The sequence below is a fragment of the Nocardia crassostreae genome (genome assembly GCF_001613405.1).
GTDB classification, from domain to species: domain Bacteria; phylum Actinomycetota; class Actinomycetes; order Mycobacteriales; family Mycobacteriaceae; genus Nocardia; species Nocardia crassostreae.
The window spans coordinates 37,701-54,548 of record NZ_BDCH01000010.1 but is presented as its reverse complement, the minus strand read 5'-3'; the positions used below and the strand labels follow the sequence as shown (position 1 = coordinate 54,548).

14 protein-coding genes are annotated in these 16,848 nt (G+C 67.5%); 9 read left to right on the top strand and 5 right to left on the bottom strand.

All coding sequences use genetic code 11. The features are described 5' to 3' along the window. Positions 1-17: 17 nt before the first annotated feature. The 3 genes from NC4_RS05010 to NC4_RS05000 all read right to left on the bottom strand — a co-directional run bounded on the left by NC4_RS05010 (position 18) and on the right by NC4_RS05000 (position 2,753). Positions 18-977, bottom strand: coding sequence for a DUF6745 domain-containing protein (locus NC4_RS05010; RefSeq protein ID WP_218020914.1), 960 nt, complete (start codon positions 975-977; stop codon positions 18-20). A gap of 371 nt (positions 978-1,348) precedes the next feature. Continuing rightward, a complete protein-coding gene (locus NC4_RS05005; protein WP_067533238.1) occupies positions 1,349-1,888 on the bottom strand; it encodes a TIGR04338 family metallohydrolase in 540 nt (179 codons plus the stop codon). Positions 1,889-1,916: 28 nt separating this feature from the next. Then, positions 1,917-2,753 carry a DUF2786 domain-containing protein gene (locus tag NC4_RS05000; protein WP_067532925.1) on the bottom strand — a complete coding sequence of 279 codons (837 nt, stop codon included), beginning with the start codon at positions 2,751-2,753 and terminating at the stop codon, positions 1,917-1,919. Between the two features lie 146 nt (positions 2,754-2,899). Here NC4_RS05000 and NC4_RS04995 point away from each other — a divergent pair, with 146 nt between their 5' ends. From NC4_RS04995 to NC4_RS04970, 6 genes are all read left to right on the top strand, one after another. Then, positions 2,900-4,201 carry an ABC transporter substrate-binding protein gene (locus tag NC4_RS04995; protein ID WP_067532922.1) on the top strand — a complete coding sequence of 434 codons (1,302 nt, stop codon included), beginning with the start codon at positions 2,900-2,902 and terminating at the stop codon, positions 4,199-4,201. Between the two features lie 142 nt (positions 4,202-4,343). Further along, positions 4,344-5,279 carry a carbohydrate ABC transporter permease gene (locus NC4_RS04990; RefSeq protein ID WP_245721504.1) on the top strand — a complete coding sequence of 312 codons (936 nt, stop codon included), beginning with the start codon at positions 4,344-4,346 and terminating at the stop codon, positions 5,277-5,279. 11 nt (positions 5,280-5,290) lie between these two features. After that, complete coding sequence (locus NC4_RS04985) at positions 5,291-6,181, top strand: carbohydrate ABC transporter permease (RefSeq protein WP_157554288.1); 891 nt, start codon at positions 5,291-5,293, stop codon at positions 6,179-6,181. Positions 6,182-6,337: 156 nt separating this feature from the next. Beyond that, complete coding sequence (locus NC4_RS04980) at positions 6,338-8,536, top strand: transglycosylase domain-containing protein (protein WP_084528506.1); 2,199 nt, start codon at positions 6,338-6,340, stop codon at positions 8,534-8,536. A 202-nt stretch (positions 8,537-8,738) separates the two neighbouring features. Continuing rightward, complete coding sequence (locus NC4_RS04975; protein ID WP_067532916.1) at positions 8,739-9,197, top strand: GyrI-like domain-containing protein; 459 nt, start codon at positions 8,739-8,741, stop codon at positions 9,195-9,197. A gap of 5 nt (positions 9,198-9,202) precedes the next feature. Beyond that, positions 9,203-9,628 carry a GyrI-like domain-containing protein gene (locus NC4_RS04970; RefSeq protein WP_067532913.1) on the top strand — a complete coding sequence of 142 codons (426 nt, stop codon included), beginning with the start codon at positions 9,203-9,205 and terminating at the stop codon, positions 9,626-9,628. Positions 9,629-9,788: 160 nt separating this feature from the next. Here NC4_RS04970 and NC4_RS04965 read toward each other — a convergent pair whose 3' ends face one another. After that, complete coding sequence (locus NC4_RS04965) at positions 9,789-10,889, bottom strand: inositol-3-phosphate synthase (protein ID WP_067532910.1); 1,101 nt, start codon at positions 10,887-10,889, stop codon at positions 9,789-9,791. After that, entirely contained in the window at positions 10,882-11,439 is a 558-nt protein-coding gene (locus tag NC4_RS04960; RefSeq protein ID WP_067532907.1) for a PadR family transcriptional regulator, read from the bottom strand. Before NC4_RS04960 ends, NC4_RS04965 begins: the two co-directional genes overlap by 8 nt. A gap of 195 nt (positions 11,440-11,634) precedes the next feature. Between NC4_RS04960 and NC4_RS04955 the strand changes: the two genes are divergently transcribed. The 3 genes from NC4_RS04955 (at position 11,635) to NC4_RS04945 (ending at position 16,663) form a co-directional block, all read left to right on the top strand. Next, complete coding sequence (locus NC4_RS04955) at positions 11,635-12,048, top strand: DUF5318 domain-containing protein (RefSeq protein ID WP_084528500.1); 414 nt, start codon at positions 11,635-11,637, stop codon at positions 12,046-12,048. A 481-nt stretch (positions 12,049-12,529) separates the two neighbouring features. Next, complete coding sequence (locus NC4_RS04950; RefSeq protein ID WP_245721496.1) at positions 12,530-14,995, top strand: transglycosylase domain-containing protein; 2,466 nt, start codon at positions 12,530-12,532, stop codon at positions 14,993-14,995. Between the two features lie 93 nt (positions 14,996-15,088). Then, positions 15,089-16,663 carry a glycosyltransferase family 87 protein gene (locus tag NC4_RS04945; RefSeq protein WP_067533226.1) on the top strand — a complete coding sequence of 525 codons (1,575 nt, stop codon included), beginning with the start codon at positions 15,089-15,091 and terminating at the stop codon, positions 16,661-16,663. Positions 16,664-16,848: the final 185 nt, after the last annotated feature.

Genomic DNA, 16,848 nt, shown 5'->3' with positions numbered 1-16,848 from the left:
AGGTCGATGTTTCGGGTTCAGGTGCGGCGCTGCAATTGCGCGTACTGCGGGCCGGTGAGTCCGTAGGTCCAGCCCGCGGCCGCGAGGGCGTCGTCGGCGCTATGGGGGACATTGAGGCCGTAGCGGCGGCGGGCGCCGTCGCGCTCGCGGGAGCCGTTGACCACCAGCAGGAGTCGAGTCGCGCCTCGCCAGCCCCGGTCGGGAGATTCGTAGAGTCGCAGTTCGGCACCCGGATTGCCGGGGTCGGGAGCCTGTGACAGCAGGGTGAGTCCGGTCTGTTCGATATAGGAATCCCAGCCGATGCGTTCGATGGCGGCGCGCCGGACTTCGATATTGGGCGTATCCCGAATTCTTTCGACGGTCGGTTCCGTGATCACCCATTCGGGCACCGGAGTTCCGTGCAGCACGAATATGCCCGCCCCGTCGGAGTATTCGATTGCCCGCCGATGCTCGTGATGCAACCGGGTCTCACCGAACATCGCACCGGCCTGCGGCTCGGTATGCACGGCGGCGGGACGCTCGACCATGACGCACCGGCGTGGTCCCGGCCACCACCAACCGGCGGTCCGGCCGAGAGCGGCCCATTGTTCCAATTGATGCGCGTCGTCACGCCGGTAACCGAAAATTCCGGCAGCCTGGACGATATCGAAGAATGCGGTCGCCCAGGTGTCGTACCGCTCGTACCCCAGCGGGCCGCCATTGCGCCCTTCGTCGCCGAGGAATTCGATCCGCTGCGGCCGATACACGCCGTCGAACAGGGACTCCCGCAATGGACGCTGCAATACGGTCTCCAGCACCCGCCGGACGGATGCACCGGCGGTGACCATCTCGCGCGGTGTCATGGTGGCCAGCTCGCCCAGTGACACGCCCGCACCGTGCGGCGCCCACTCGCGCTCCCGCTCGATGCGCGCGGTAATGCGATGTCGCATACCAGATTTCAGGGCGGCGAGCCGCTGCAGCAGTGGCCATTGCCGCACCGGTTTGTCACTGTCCGGCAGCCCCAGCCCATCCGGCGGTCCATCCGGGTCCGACCGCAGCACGTCGACGGCAGCCGCAGGTGAGGGAACCCATTCGAATGCTGGTGGCGATTCGCCGAGTAACCGGTACAACTCGATGACCGCGCTTTTGGCGGCGTCCCGATCGGCCGGTTCTGTGGATAGTCCGATGCGCAGCCATTCATCCCGAAATCGACATGCGGTTTCGACTCGATCGGCCAGAGGAATCCCGCGGGCCTTGCGCCGCTGCGGGGATGACACGGGGGTCACCGCTTCGAGGCGGTGGCCGCCTTTCCGTTGAAGGAGATCATGTTTTCGATCATGACATCGGAATCGAATTCACGCAATCCGCGTCAGGCGATGCGCACGCCGCAGGAGTACATGGTGGTGCGCAACAGCAGCGCCGCTTCGGGGCCGATGATGCCGTCCACCAGATCCAGGTAGCGGGCGCAGAATTCGGGGCCGTGCGGGGCATTCTCGGAGCGGGCGGGTTCGAGGTGGTGCGCGAGTTCGTGCAGCACCACCAATTCGCGCAGGGCCCACGCATTTCGGCGGTGCACGACGCTGTCCGCGCGATTGTTCCGGCGCAGCGGCACGGCCAGCACCGCGCCCTCGACCTCGTAGTGCGCGGCATAGGTCCCGGCGCGGGCGCGGACCGTGACCGGCTCGACGGCCCGATCCCATTGCGCGCGTATCCAATTCAGCGCCAGCACCCGATCGACATAGGTCTGCACCGACTCCACCGAACCGAACCGGCGCTCGATCGGCAGCGTCAGATTCGACCCGTGCAACTCGACGGTGCGCGCACCGAACTCGTCGGCCCGGTCGAACATGCGCCGCACCAGCTGTTCGGCGTCGTAGACCCGCGCCCGCTGAGAATCCCTGGGGCTCATACCGATGCCGCCCGGTTCTCCCGCACGGTCAGCCGCCCGCGCCGCGCGGGAGCTGGCCGCGCGCACCGCCCAATTCGGCGGAATCGCTGAGGCGGGCGGCGCGGCCCGCGCGGTCGCCCGCCCGGCGGGCGGCGGCGGAGTATCCGGCGGATTCCTGCGGGCCTCGCCAGGTGCCGCGCGCCTCGGACGTGCTGCTGTGGAAGTCGACGAGCTCCAACTCCTTGTTGCGCAGGGCCAATGCGGTGCCGGTCGTGGACGCGGTGTCGGTGCGCACGGCTTCAGCCTCCACCTCCGCCTTCACCTCGGCGAGGCGGCGGCCGATGCGGTCGGCGAAGGCCATCTGGAAGTTGAGACGGGCGGTGACGGCCGCGACGGGAGCCTGCACCTTGCGCTGGACCTTCCGGCCCCAACGGGATTCGACCACGATCTTCTCGGTGGTGGCCGTCCGGTACGACCCGGACTTGATGTACTGGTCGGAGGCCCGCACCATCTGCACCAGCAGGCTGGCGTACAGCGACTCGCAGGTGTCGAGATCGGTGTCGAAACCGTAGGCGTACACCGTGGTCGAGGTGCGGGTCACATCACAGCGCACATCATTGGCGGTGGCGATGGCGACGAACAGTTGCACATAGGTGCGCAGCCCGCGCTTACCGGCCTCGCCGATGGGGACGACCCGCTGCACGGGCGTGGGCCGCCGCTCCCGGCTCGCGATATGGGCCCGCGCCACCGTCAGATCGATGGCCGAGCGAGTCGCCAGCTTCTGCGCCGCCGCGAGGAAGGCCCCGGCTTCGTGTGCGTTGTCGGTGGATTCGGCCTGCCGCAGCAATCCGCCGATTCGGGTGAGGAGTTTGTCCTGGGAAGCCATCGGCACCCAGCCTAGCTGGGCCGATACGCGCTTACTGTGCGGCGAAGTACGAGGTAGTACCGGCGCGGGGAACCTCCACCATGTATCTTCCCTTGTGCAACCGGCTGAGTGTGCCCCCGCTCACGTCTCGATCTGGAGTGTCCGCGATGGTTTTGAAGAAGGTGTCGTCCCTACGATCGTCGCTCGTGCCACGTGCCGCCATAACGGTCGCGTCGGCGGCGCTGCTGACGGCGACATTCGCCGCCGGCTGCTCCAGCGACAGCGGGAGCAGTCCCACCTCGCAGAACCTCACCGGCCGCGGGCCCATCACCTATGTCGAGGGCAAGGACACCACCGAGACCGGTGCGGTCAAACAGCTCATCGAGCGCTGGAACGCCACGCATCCCGATGAGAAGGTGACGTTCAAGGAGCAGTCCAACGACGCCTCCCAGCAGTACGACGATCTGGTCCAGCATCTGCAGGCCAAGTCGGCGGACTACGACGTCATCGCCATGGACGTGCCGTGGACCGCGGAGTTCGCCGCCAAGGGCTGGATCCAGCCGCTGAAGGACTCCTTCGCCATCGACACCTCGACGCTGCTGTCGCCGCCGGTCGCCTCGGCCACCTACAACGGCACCCTCTACGCCGCGCCGCGCAATACCAATGGCGGCCTGCTGTTCTACCGCAAGGACCTGGTGCCCGAGCCGCCGAAGACCTGGACGGAGATGCTGTCGCACTGCCCGCAGGCCAAGGCCGAGGGCATCGGCTGCTACGCCGGGCAGTTCGCGCCCTACGAGGGTCTGACCGTGAACACCGCCGAGGTCATCAATGCCTTCGGCGGAAGCTTCGTGGGCCCGGACGGCAAGTCGCCCACCGTGAACAGCCCGCAGGCCCGCGCCGGTCTGCAGACCCTGGTCGACTCCTACAAGAACGGCGACATCCCGAAGGAAGCCATCTCCTTCAAGGAGCCGGAGTCCCAGCAGGCCTTCGTGACCGGCAAGCTCATGTTCATGCGCGGCTGGCCGTCCTCCTACGGTGACGCCGGTTCGGACGCCTCGGCCGTGAAGGACAAGTTCGGTGTCGCCCCACTGCCCGGCAAGGACGGCATCGGCGCCTCGACCCTGGGTGGCTACAACGCCGCCATCAGCTCCTTCTCCAAGAACAAGGCCACCGCGCTGGACTTCCTGCGCTTCCTGATCAGCGAGGACGCCCAGCACATCGTGGCTTCCGGTGCGCTGCCGTCGGTCCGCGCCTCGGTCTACGACGATCCGGCGCTCATCGCCAAGATGCCGTACCTGCCCGCGCTCAAGGAGTCCATCGCCTCCGCCGTGCCGCGGCCGGTGACCCCGTTCTACACCGCGGTGTCGAAGGCCGTGCAGGACAACGCCTATGCTGCCCTGACTGGAACAAAGTCCGTCGACGACGCGATCATCGGCATGCAGAAGGGCATCGAGACCGACGGGTCGTAGTCCGGATCTGCCCCGACGGTCTGTCGCCAGCAGGAGAAGAGAAAAGGTGTCACGTCCTTCGGGAGCGGCCGATGTCGAGCCGCCCGGCATGACCAAGCCGTCCGCGAAACCCGAACGATCGCAGCGCAAGCGCCGAGCCGCCATGGGCGACTCGGCCAAGGCGTGGCTGTTCGTCACCCCCGTGCTCATCGCGCTGGCGGTGGTGATCGGCTATCCGGTCGCCCGCGCCCTGTACATGTCCTTCCAGAAGGACTCCGGGCTCGATCCCGCGACCGGCATGTTCGTGGAGGGCGGCAACGCCGGGTTCAGCAACTACACGCACTGGCTGCTGCAGCAGTGCACCAACAGCCTCGGTGAGACGGTCAGCTGCCCGACCGGCAATCTCGGCTCGCAGTTCTGGCTCGCCATCGGCGTCACCCTGTTCTTCACCGTGGTGACGGTCACGCTGGAGGCCACCATCGGCCTGGGCATGGCCGTCATCATGGGCAAGACCTTCAAGGGCCGCGCCCTGCTGCGCGCCGCCGTGCTGATTCCGTGGGCCATCCCGACCGCCGTCACGGCGCGGTTGTGGGAGTTCATGTTCCAGTACGACGGCGTGGTGAACCGGGTGCTGGGCACCCACATCCTGTGGACCGCCGATGCCTGGCCCGCGCGGTTCGCCGTCATCATCGCCGATGTGTGGAAGACCACGCCGTTCATGGCGCTGCTGATTCTGGCGGGCCTGCAGGTCATTCCGGAGGACGTCTACGAGGCCGCCCGGGTGGACGGCGCCTCGGCCTGGCAGCGGTTCGTGCACATCACGCTGCCGCTGCTCAAACCCGCACTGCTGGTGGCGATTCTGTTCCGCACCATGGACGGGCTGCGGCTGTACGACCTGCCCGCCATCATGACCAACAACCTCCCGGCCACCCGCCCGATCTCGGCGCTGGTGGTGGATCAGGTGCGGGTCGGCGCGAACAGCGCCTCGGCCTTGTCGGTGATCACCTTCTTCCTGATATTCGCGGTGGCCTTCCTGCTGGTGAAGGTGCTGGGCGCCAATGCGGTTCGCACCCAGGAAGCACAGCGGGAGGCGCACTGATGAGTATCGACATGGCTAAGGGACCCGGCGTTCCGAGTGCGAAAGCCCGCGTGCCGCAGCCGGTTCCGTGGACCAAGAAACTCGCCAACGGGCGGGTCTACCTGGGCGCGCTGATCGTCCTGATCTGGGGCCTGGGCCCGTTCTACTGGATGGTCGTGACCGCGCTGCGCGATCCGGTCTACCAGTTCGACAACACGCCGTGGCCGACCCACATCACACTGGACAACTTCCGCGACGCCTTCGACACCAGCCGCGGCAACAACTTCGGGCGCGCGCTGGGCAACAGCGTGATCATCGGATCCATCACCACGGTGGTGGCGCTCATCATCGGCGTCATGGCGGCGTACGCGCTGGCGCGGCTCACCTTCAAGGGCAAGTACGTGGTGTCCGGGCTCATCCTGAGCGCGTCCATGTTCCCCGTGGTGGTGCTGGTGACGCCGCTGTTCCAGCTGTTCACCAATATCGGCTGGATCGGCGAGTACCAGGCCATGATCATCCCGAACATCTCGTTCGTGCTGCCCATGACGGTCTACATCCTGGCGTCGTTCTTCACCGAGCTGCCCTGGGAGCTGGAGGAGGCCGCGCGCATCGACGGCGCGTCGCGCTTCCAGGCCTTCCGCCTGATCATGCTGCCGCTGGCCGCCCCGGCGGTGTTCACCACCGCCATCCTGGCGTTCATCGCCGCGGTCAACGAATACCTGCTGGCGCGACTGCTTTCCAGCGATGCCACCGAGCCGGTGACGGTGGCCGTGGCCCGGTTCTCCGGTAACAACCCGCAGGTGCAGCCGTACGCGGCCATCATGGCGGCGGGCACCATCGTCACCATCCCCCTGGTGATCATGGTGCTCATGTTCCAGTGCCGCATCATCTCCGGTCTGACCGCCGGTGGCGTGAAGAGCTGACGGGCCGTCGTCGGGCCGTAGGGGTCCCGGAGCTTTTGCTCCGGGACCCTTTCAATTCCCCGGACACCGTCGGTGTGTCGTCTAGCATGGGTCGCGCCGCACGGTGATTCGCGGCGTCCTGAAGCAAAGCAAGCTTTTTCGACGCTCCGAAAGGGGATGCTCGTGAGCTCGTCCCGCAAGCGGCGCCGCGGCGAACCGGCGCCGTACGCCACCATGGCAGGGTGGAACGAGCTGGCGACACAGGCATCGAGGCGACCGGCCGCGCACAGTAAGCCGCGGCAGCGGCCCAAACCACCCAAACAGCCCGCGTCGGCGCTGCGGCCGGGGAAGACGCGCGGGCAACGCGTGCGGCGAGTGCTGGTGGCGCTGTTCTGCATCTTCTTCCTGATGCCCGCGCTATTGCTGGGGCTGGCCTACTGGAGTGCCGAGATTCCGGATCCGGAGGCGGTGCAGACCAATCAGATCGCCACCATCCTCACCTCGGACGGGCAGTCGGTCATTGCCAAAGTCGTTCCGCCGGACGGCAATCGCACGCCGGTACCGCTGAAGGACGTGCCCGAGCACATGCGGCTGGCCATGCTCTCGGCCGAGGACCGCAACTTCTACACCAATCCCGGCTATTCCGCCTCGGCCTTCGTGCGCGCGGCCCGGGACAATGTCATGGGCAAGGAGGACGCGGGCGGCGGCTCCACCATTACCCAGCAATACGTGAAGAACGCCTTCCTCAGTTCCGAACGGACGCTGAGCCGCAAGATGCGCGAGCTCATCATCTCCGCCAAGATGGCGCGCCAATGGTCCAAGGACGACATTCTGGCCGCCTACCTGAACACCATCTACTACGGTCGCGGCGCGCACGGCATCGCGGCCGCCGCCAAGGCGTACTTCGCCAAACCGGTCCCCGAACTCACCCTCGCCGAGAGCGCCATCCTGGCCGCCGTGGTGCGCACCCCGTCCATTCTGGATCCGGAAACCCATCTCGAGCAGTTGCGCGCCCGCTGGGTGTACGTGCTGGACGGCATGGTGGAAATGGGCGTGCTGAACCGGAACGAGCGGGCCGCCACCGCATTCCCGGACATCGTGCCCGTCACCGAGCTCAACGACAGCATTCCGCGCGGGCCCGAGGGCCTGATCCGCGCCCAGGTGCTGCGCGAGCTGCGCGACTCGGGCATCTCCGAGTACGAGCTGAACACCGGTGCGCTCCAGATCATCACGACCATCGACGCGCGCGCCCAGCAGGCCGCCCTCGATGCCGTCGGCGGGGTGCTGGGCGGGCAGCCGGGGGAACTGCGCACCGCGGTGGTGTCCATCGATCCGCGCAGCGGCGCGGTGCGCGCCTACTACGGCGGGCCGGACGGTATCGGCTTCGATTTCGCGCAAGCCCCCTTGCAAACCGGTTCGGCATTCAAGACCTTCGCGGTGCTGGCCGCGCTGCAACAGGGCATCTCGCTCAACTACAAGATCGACAGTGAACCGCTCACCGTCAACGGTCAGAAGATCCAGAACGTCCAGGGCGAGACCTGCGGCACCTGCTCACTGGGCGAGGCCTTCAAACGCTCGCTCAACACCAGCTTCTACCGCCTCACCCAGGCCCTGTTCGAAGGCCCGAAGGCCATTGCCAATGCCGCCCACCAGGCCGGTATCCCCGAACAGATCCCGGGCGTGCCGGGCAAGACGCTCACCGAGGAGGACGGCCCGCCGCTGCCGTCCATCGTGCTCGGCGCGTATTCGGTCCGCCCCATCGACATGGCCTCGGCCTATGCCACCCTGGCCGCCTCCGGCGCCTATCGCGCCCCGTACTTCGTACAGAAGGTGATCACCGGCGACGGCCGCGTCCTGCTCGACCGCGAAGCCGATCCGCAGCGCTCCGAACAGCGCATCACCCCCGCCGTGGCCGATACCGTCGCCCAGGCCATGGGGCCGATCGCCGCCTACTCCGGGAAGCCGCTGTCCGGCGGCCGCGCCTCGGCGGCCAAGACCGGCACCACCCAGCTCGGCGAGACCGGCGACAACAAGGACGCCTGGATGGTGGGCTTCACGCCCTCGCTGTCCACCGCGGTGTGGGTGGGAACCGAACAGTCCCAGCCGATTCGGACCGCCCGCGGCGGCGCCGTCTACGGTTCGAGCCTGCCCGCCGACATCTGGAAGCAGACCATGGACGGCGCGCTGGACGGCACGCCCGCCGAAGCCTTCCCGAATCCGGAGGCCATTCCCGGCTCGCCGCCCAGCAATGCCAACTTCGACATCCTCAATCCCGGTCCGGGGGCGCAGCAGGAGCCGATCGTCATCATTCCGCCCGCTCCGCCGCCGCGTCAGGTGGAAATCTTCCCTGGCCTCAGCATCCCGGTTCCGGGTTAGATGTATTCGCCCACCCGAATTCGGGGGTGCAGGGCAGCGGCCCGCGCAGTTGATCATGAAATACAACAACGCACCCCTGTGCGCCCATCGGCGGATACTGTGGAAACCGGCCACCGGTGCCATCGACTCCGGACGACGGTGGCAGGATGCGGGTTGGAGCAGGGTGGGGTCGGAGACAGCACGAGACATAGGGGCGACGCCGGTGGATCTCAATGTCGTTGAACGCCACGAGACGCTGGTAGCCGGAACGGTGCTACGCAGCCCGGCGCTCGCGGTCGAAAGACCGCGCCGCGCCAAGGTCGAGGAAGCGTGGAAGCGCAACCTCGCCCGCAGCCTGCCCGGACCACCGGCCACCGCGTATGTCGATCACGCACCCGAGATCGGCTCCTATCTGACCCATATCGTCGGCTACCGCCTGCGCAACGGCCTGGCCGATCTGCAGCCCGGCGATGTGCTGGCCCGCATTCCGGCGGGCAAGTTCGCCCGCTTCACCCGCAGTGGTGACAATCTGGGCGACACCATCGCCTCCATCTGGCGCATGGTGTGGGATCTGGAGGCGTCGGGCACGCTGGTGCGCGCCTATACCGGGGATTTCGAGCGCTATCCGGACGTCCGGACGGTGGAGGTTTTCGTGGCGCTCGATCCGATCGTGGAGGGGTAGGGGCTGTGGACTTCGAAATCGTCACCCTGGACGCGTTCCTCGTCGGCGGGCTCACCATTCCGCTGGCCGGGCGCGAGGTGACCGCCCGCGATCTGGATCTGGTGAACTTCACCTGGGACCGCTATCTGGCGCGCGAGAAGAAGGCCGAGCGCGTCGCGGCCTACATCGGCCAGAACGATCACGCGGTCGCGGTACTGGGCTACGAACTGACCGACCTGGACGGCCTCGACATCGGCGATGTGATGACCCGCATCCCCTCGGGCCGCTACGCCAAATTCGTTGTGTCCGACAAGCCTTACGACCTGCTGCGCACCGCGTGGGCAAAGGTCGCCAAGGCCGAGAACGCGGGCACCATCACCCGCTCCCACGCCGCCGAGATCGAGCGCTACACCGGCCCGACGTCGGTCGAGGTCTACGTCTCCCTCGACTGAGGTAGGAGAAGATTCTCGGGGGCAAGCCCCCGAACCCCCGAAAGACCAAGGGCGGGTTCGCGAATCGCGAACCCGCCCTATCGGGGTTTCAAGGGCTTGCCCCTGGACTCTCCCCCTTCACGGGATTTCAGGGGTTTACCCCTGAGAGTTACGAGAGTTGTTATTCAGCCCCGATGATGAACGCCTCGAGCTGCTCGCGGGCGACGTCGTCGGCGAGCTGCTTCGGCGGGGACTTCATGAGGTAGGCCGAGGCCGGGATGACCGGTCCGCCGATGCCGCGGTCCTTGGCGATCTTCGCCGCGCGGACGGCGTCGATGATGATGCCCGCGGAGTTCGGGGAGTCCCACACCTCGAGCTTGTACTCCAGGTTCAGCGGCACGTCACCGAAGGCGCGTCCCTCGAGGCGCACGTAGGCCCACTTGCGGTCGTCCAGCCAGCCGACATGATCGGACGGGCCGATGTGCACATCGTTGGCGCCCAGTTCCTTCTTCAGGTTGCTGGTGACGGCCTGGGTCTTGGAGATCTTCTTGGACTCCAGGCGCTCGTGCTCGAGCATGTTCTTGAAGTCCATGTTGCCGCCTACGTTCAGCTGCATGGTGCGGTCCAGCTGCACGCCGCGGTCCTCGAACAGCTTGGCCATGACGCGGTGCGTAATGGTGGCGCCGACCTGCGACTTGATGTCGTCACCGACGATCGGGATGCCCGCGTCGACGAACTTCTGCGCCCACACCGGATCGGAGGCGATGAACACCGGCAGCGCGTTGACGAAGGCCACGCCCGCGTCGATGGCGCACTGCGCGTAGAACTTGTCGGCCTCCTCCGAACCCACCGGCAGGTAGGAAACCAGCACGTCGACCTTGGCGTCCTTCAGGGCCTTGACCACGTCGACCGGCTCGGCATCGGACAGCTCGATGGTCTGCGCGTAGTACTTGCCGATGCCGTCGAGGGTCGGGCCGCGCAGCACGGGCACACCGGACGGCGGCACGTCGGAGATCTTGATGGTGTTGTTCTCGCTCGCGAAGATCGCGTCGGAGAGATCGAAGCCGACCTTCTTCGCGTCCACGTCGAACGCGGCGACGAACTTCACATCGCGCACGTGGTAGGGACCGAACTTGACGTGCATGAGGCCGGGAACGGTGGAATTCTCGTCCGCGTCCTTGTAGTACTGCACGCCCTGAACCAGCGACGAGGCGCAGTTACCCACACCGACAATGGCCACGCGAACTTCGGTGGCGCCCTCAGCCGTGTTGATTTCACTCATGGCCGATATTTCCCTCTTTCTGTGGTGCCGCCTTCGTCGATTGCTCCGCAGCAATCAACTCGTTGAGCCAGCGCACTTCGCGCTCGCTTGATTCGAGACCGAGTTGATGGAGCTGGCGGGTGTAGCGATCCAGTTGCCCGCTGGCGCGTTTGATCGCTTCCCGCAGTCCTTCTCGGCGCTCCTCGACCTGCCTCCGCCGCCCCTCCAGGATCCGCATCCGCGCTTCCGCGGGGGTGCGGCTGAAGAAGGCCAGATGAACGCCGAAGCCGTCGTCGGTGTAGTTCTGTGGTCCGGTATCGGCCAGCAGTTCGGCGAACCGCTCCCGTCCGATGTCAGTCAGTTGGTAAACCCGCCGGGCTCGCCGTGTCGCCAACCCGAGTGGGGTCTCTTCCGCGATGAGGCCGTCGGTCTGCATGCGCCGCAGGGTCGGATACAGCGACCCGTAGGAGAAGGCCCGGAACGGGCCCAGCAGACCGGTCAATCGCTTGCGCAGCTCATAGCCGTGCATGGGCGATTCGAGGAGCAGCCCGAGGATTGCCAACTCGAGCACCGGGCCTCACCTCCCTGACTGTTGTCTTCAGATCTAACCGATGGATGCGATTCCAAACTATATCGCGCCGATATAGTTGCGCTACTTGTCTGGCGGGACGGGCGGGGCGCAATGGAGACAGAACGACTCCGTGAGAACCCTGAGAGTCGATCGGGGGCGTGCGGGGGTCGTACCCCCGCAAGTACTCTGGGTCGCGTGCGAATACAGCGGCAGGTAGTGGACTATGCGCTTCGGCGCCGGTCGCTGCTGGCCGACGTCTATGCGGGGCGGGTGGACGTCGCCGAAGTCTGCGATGCCAATCCCTATCTGTTGCGTGCGGCCAAATTCCATGGGCGGGGGAGCGAGGTCACATGCCCCATCTGCAGGAAAGAGCAGCTCACCCTCGTAAGCTGGGTCTACGGCGACGGGCTGGGACCGGTCGTCGGCTCTGCCCGCACACCGGAGGAACTGGTGCGGCTGGCCGAGACTCGCGAGGAGTTCTCGGTGCACGTCGTGGAGGTGTGCCGGACCTGCAGTTGGAATCATCTGGTGCAGTCCTATGTGCTGGGCATGGCCCCGGCACCGACCGGACGCCGCCGGGTCGGCACGCGCCGCACGGCCGCCGAATGAAAGGCCACGTCGACTGCTGATCCGCGGGCACGCACGACGTGCCCGCCGCGGTGTACGTGACCGCATCGAGCCCACAGGACCGTATTTCGAGTAGTTATTGGAGATCCAGGCTGTGACATCGCCCTATGACGACGGACCGCACGGCGGCCGCCCCCAGCGTGGCGGTTCGCACTCCGGCCCCGGCGGCTACCCGTCGCCTCGACCGGCAGGTCCGCCGCCCGGGGCGCGGCAGCCAATGGGTCATCCAGGGCAGGGTCCGGGTGCGCCCGGTCGCGGTCCGGCGCAGGGGCCAGGCGGGGTGCCGCCGCGCGCGCCCAACGGGCAGCCGCCGCGGGGGCCGGTGCCGCCGCAGGGTGGTCAGCCGCGCCGTCCCGTACCGCCGCCGCCCGCGCAGCGCGCGAGCAATCCGGACGCGACGCGCAAGCTACCCCACCCCAATTCCGATGCCACACAAAAGGTGAACACGGGAGCGCGACAGGCCGTGCCGGATCATATTCAGCGCGCCGCCGCCTCCGATCGCTCGCAGCGCGCCGCGGATCGCAGTGTGCGCGCGGCCGGTACCGGTACGCGTCCGCGTCCCGCCGACGATCGCACCCGCCCGCCGACGGGACCCAATACGGCCGCGCGCCGGGCACAGGCCGCGGCGCCCGGCGGCCCGCCGCCGCGCCGCCCCGGGGGCGGTAACGGCTCCGGCAGGTCCGGCCGGGGTGGGCGTCCCGCGGGCACGCCGAAGAAGCGGTCGTGGTGGCGGATTCTGCGGCGCGTCTGCTACGTCGGGCTGGCGCTGTTCATCGTGGTGCCCAGCACCGCGTTCCTGATCGCGTACTCGACGGCCAGCGTGCCGCAGCCCGGTGACCTGAAGACCAATCAGGTGGCCACCATCTACATGTCCGACGGCACCTCGGTGCTGTCCAAAGTCGTTCCGCCGGAAGGCAACCGGACCGACGTCTCGATCGACCAGATTCCGCCGGCGGTGCGCCAGGCGGTGATCGCGGCCGAGGACCGGGACTTCTACACCAATCCGGGCTTCTCCATCTCCGGCTTCGCGCGCGCCCTGCGCGACAATGTGCTGGGCAAGGCCAGCGCCGGTGGTGGTTCCACGATCACCCAGCAGTACGTGAAGAACGCGCTGGTCGGCAATGAGCGCTCGCTGACGCGAAAGCTCAAGGAGCTGGTGATCTCCGCCAAGATGGCGCGCGAGTGGTCCAAGGACGACATTCTCACCGCGTACCTGAACACCATCTACTTCGGTCGCGGCGCCTACGGCATCGACGCGGCCGCCAAGGCCTACTTCGGCAAGCCGGTGGGCGAACTGAGCGTGACCGAGGGCGCGGTGCTGGCGGCCACCATTCAGCAGCCGTCCAATCTGGATCCGGAGAAGAATCCGACCGGCGCCAAGACGCGCTGGGAGTACGTGCTCGACGGCATGGTGAAGGCGGGCAATATCTCCGCCGCCGACCGGGCGGGCATGCAGTATCCAGAGGTGATTCCGGCCTCGCAGGCCGCGGGCGACAAGACCCTGGACAGCGGGCCGGAGGGCCTGATCAAGACGCAGGTGCTCAGCGAGCTGTCGGCGGCCGGGATCAGCGAGCACGAGCTGAACACCGAGGGTCTACAGATCACCACGACCATCGATCCCAAGGTGCAGAGCGCCGCGGTCGACGCCGCCACCAGCAACATGCAGGGTGAGCCGGACAATCTGCGCACGGCGGTGGTGTCCATCGATCCGCGCACCGGTGCGGTGCTCGGCTACTACGGCGGCACCGACGGCCAGGGCTTCGACTTCGCGAATGCCGGTCTGCCCGCGGGCTCCTCGTTCAAGGTGTTCGGCCTGGCGGAGAATCTGGAGCTCGGCAAGTCGCTGTCCACGCTGTACGACTCCGCGCCGGTCACGGTGAACGGCATCAAGATCACCAACGTCGAGGGTGAGCAGTGCGGCAACTGCACCATCGCCGAGGCGCTCAAGCGGTCGCTGAACACCAGCTTCTACCGCATGATGCTGGACATGCCGGGCAACGGCCCGCAGAAGATCGCCGATATGGCGCACAAGCTCGGCATCCCGGAATCCATTCCGGGCGTGGGCAAGACGCTCACCGAACCGGACGGCAACGGCCCCAACAACGGTGTGGTGCTGGGTCAGTACCAGGTGCGGCCGCTGGATATGGCCTCCGCCTACGCGACGCTGGCGGCCTCGGGCATGTACCACGCGCCGCACTTCGTGCAGAAGGTCGTGACCTCCGACGGCACCGCCCTGCTGGATCGCGGCGAGGTCGCCGGTGAGCAGCGCGTCTCGGCCGCCGTGGCGGACAATGTGACCGCCGCCATGAAGCCCATCGCCGCCTGGTCGCGCAACCATCAGCTGGCCAACGGCCGCGAATCCGCTTCCAAGACCGGCACCCACCAGCTCGGCGACACCGGCCAGAACCGGGACGCCTGGATGGTCGGCTACACCCCGTCGCTGTCCACCGCGGTCTGGGTCGGCACCGAACAGGGCGATCCGCTGCGCGGCACCAGCGGCATGATCTACGGCTCCGGCCTGCCGTCCGACATTTGGAAGGACACCATGGACGGCGCGCTGCAGGGCTCGCCGAAGGAGGACTTCCCGAAGCCGGGCGCCATTGCCGGTCAGGCGGGTGTGCCGTCCTGGTCCGCGCCGTACACGCCGAACTCGACCACGAACGCGCCGCTGGCGCCGCCGGTGATCACGCAGTCGCAGGTGGAGATCCTGCCGGGCATCACGATTCCGGTGCCGGGGCTGGCCCCGAATCCGCAGAATCAGCGGGCCCAGGAGCCGCAGCAGGACACGCAGGAGGGCGGTCCGCTGCCCGGCCAGCCGGTGCAACCGTCCGATGGGGCGCCGCTGACCACGGTGCCGACGACGCCGAACGGAAACGGGGGAACCGGTAATGGGAACGGCACCGGTAACGGCAACGGACGCAATCGATAGCCTGCACCTGTGATCGAGCAGGAACTGGTGAACCGGCCGACGGCCCCCGGGGCGTCGGCCGGTCGCGCACCACAACCGGATAGTGTTGCGGAACTGTATGTTTCGCCCGCGCCGCTGGCCGCCGATCTGCGCTCCGCGGACGACCGGGACAAGCCCAGCCGCACCGATGCGCTGACCTCGCAGCTCGCCGATGTGATCGGCGGACCGGTCGGCGATCACGCCGTCATCGGGCGGGTCCGGTTCTGGACGCCCATGCGCGTGCTGCTGGCCTTCGCCGTGGTGTTCCTGGCGCTGAGCTGGTTCGGCAAGGCGGGCTGCATTCAGCAGACCAGCACCGACGGCGCGCTGGGGCTGGACTGGAACGACGGCCGCCAGTACACGGCCATGTGCTATTCGGACACGGTGCCGCTCTACGGTGCGGAGCACCTGAACGAGGGCGCGTTCCCGTACAAGAAGAAGTGGACCGAATTCGACGGCAATGGGCGCCCGCAGGTCCGGTACATGGAGTATCCGGTGCTGTCGGGCCTGTTCCAGTACGGGGCCATGGGAATCGCCAAGGCGTGGAAGCAATCTCCGCTGCCGAGCGCGCTGGAGTTGGTCATCTACTTCAATGTGGTGGCGGTGCTGCTGTCCATGGCCTGGCTGGTCACCATCTGGGCCTCGGCGCGGCTGGCGGGCGGGCGCCGGGTGTGGGATGCCGCGCTCATCGCGCTCTCGCCGCTGGTGCTGGTGCACGCGTTCACCAATTTCGACGCGCTCGCAACGGCTTTCGCCGCGGGCGGGCTGCTGGCGTGGGCGCGGCGGCGGCCGGTGCTGGCGGGCATTCTGCTGGGCTTGGGCGGGGCCGCCAAGCTGTATCCCCTGCTGCTGCTGGGCCCGATCCTCATCCTGTGCCTGCGCGCCGAGCGCCGCGGCGAGGATGCGGAGGTCTTCGGCGGATTCGGCCCGCTGCGCGCCGGTGGGGCGACGGCCGCGGCCGCGGTCATCACCTGGCTCACGGTCAACGCGCCCATCGCCGTGCTGTACCCGAACGGGTGGCGAGAGTTCTTCCGGCTCAATACCGAACGCCACGCCGACCCGGACTCCATCCACAACGTGATCACCTCGTTCACCGGCTGGACAGGCTTCGACGGCGTGCTGAAACCCGGTGAGGCCCCGTCCATCCTGAACGTGATCTCACTCCTGCTGTTCGCCGCGGCCTGCGCAGGCATCGGCTGGATCGGCCTCACCGCCGCCCGCCGCCCCCGCCTGGCCCAACTGGCCTTCCTCGTCGTAGCGGCCTTCCTCCTCACCAACAAGGTATGGAGCCCCCAGTACTCCCTCTGGCTGGTCCCCCTGGCCGTCCTGGCCCTCCCCCAACGCCGAATCCTCCTGGCCTGGATGACAATCGACGCCCTGGTCTGGGTCCCCCGCATGTACTACTACCTAGGCACCGACAAAAAGGGCCTCCCCGAGCAATGGTTCACCGGCACCGTAATCCTCCGCGACCTAGCGGTAATAGCCCTGTGCGCCTTGGTAATCCGCCAGATCTACCGCCCCGCCGAAGACCCCGTCCGCCGCGACGGCATTGACGACCCCTCCGGCGGCATCCTCAACCGCGCCCCAGACCCCACACTCCCCTGGCTGCCGCCCCTCCTCCGCCCCCGCACCCCGGTTCCAGTGAGCTGAAACAACTCTCGTAACTCTCAGGGGCAAGCCCCTGAAACCCCAAGGGGCAGAGGCAGGGCGAGTCCCGCCCCCAAGGGACAGACGCTGGGCAGCCCCGACACCCCAAGCGGCAGAGGCTGGGCGAGTCCCGCCCCCAAGGGACAGACGCTGGACCAGCGCCGACACCCTCGAGGGGCAGAGGGTGG